Source organism: Rubrivirga litoralis (assembly GCF_031846415.1).
GTDB classification, from domain to species: domain Bacteria; phylum Bacteroidota; class Rhodothermia; order Rhodothermales; family Rubricoccaceae; genus Rubrivirga; species Rubrivirga litoralis.
Map to the genome: position 1 here is coordinate 1 of NZ_JAVRHT010000091.1, position 1,089 is coordinate 1,089.

The window sequence follows — 1,089 nt, forward strand, 5'->3', positions numbered from 1 at the left end:
GGGACTGGGGACTGGGGACTGGGGACTGGGGACTGGGGACTGGGGACTGGGGACTGGGGACTGGGGACTGGGGACTGGCAAGATGGCCGCCCCGCCCCGCTCGTGGCAGGGGCGGGGTGGTGAATTGCCCGGAATGGTCCACCCCGCCCTTTGGAAAACCGTCTGATAGGATTCTCCCTCCCCCACCGGGCAGGGCTGTTAAGTTCTGAGGATCGAGAGCATCTCTCGCACCCGGCTCGCCAGCCGCGACCGTGCCGCCGTCGGCGACCACTCCCCGTTGTGCCGCAGTACCGACAGCGTCACGCCCCGGATCAGCGACAGCACCGCCGCACCGGCTTTCGAGCGCACACCCCCGGTGTCCTCTCGCTGGAGCGCATCCTTGCACCAGTGGACCCGGTTCTCGACGTGCCAGTGCCACCGGACGACCTCCGCCAGCCGGGCGGCTCCGTCGGTCCGGCTCGTCACGTACAGCCCGGTCCGCTCGTACGCCTCGCCGTCGCGCACGCCTGAGCGCGTCACCCGCACCACACGTCCGACCTCGGGCCAATCGTCGTGCCACGCCGGTGGGGCGTAGACCTCGACCACCCGCCGGACCACGCGGCCCCGCGTCCGTTCGGTCGTGTCGCTCACCGACAGCGGCTCGCCGTCGGTCTGCGCCTCGCACTCAGCGTAGAGCCGGCGGCAGTTCCGCTTCAGTTTGACGAGCCAGTCGCCACCGGCGTCGCGGACCGCGCGGAGCGTTTTTTTGAGCAGTGCAGCGCGTCGAGCGTCACCGTGGTGTCCGTCAGGTCGAGCGCTGCCGCGAGGTCGGCGATCAAGTCCTGCGCTGCGGCGATCTCGCTGGTCTCGCCGTTGCGGTAGGCCGTCGCCGAGGCGACGAGCCCGGAGCGGACGCCGTAGGCGGAGACGAGCGCCACGAAGTCCTGCTGCGCGGCGCCGTGGCCGGAGACGGTCGAGCGGACGGCCTTGGCGTCGACGGCGAGGACCTCGCCGTCGGGGAGCCGGGCGGTGGCCCAGGCGCGGAAGGCGGCCGAGAGCGCGGCGGGGTCGACGGCCTGCAAGACGGCCCGGACGGTGACGTGGGACGGG

General features: G+C 72.1%; 1 pseudogene. It reads right to left on the minus strand.

The features are described from left to right. Positions 1 to 198: 198 nt before the first annotated feature. Positions 199 to 1,061: pseudogene (locus tag RM540_RS16545) on the minus strand (ISAs1 family transposase). Positions 1,062 to 1,089 lie beyond the last annotated feature (28 nt).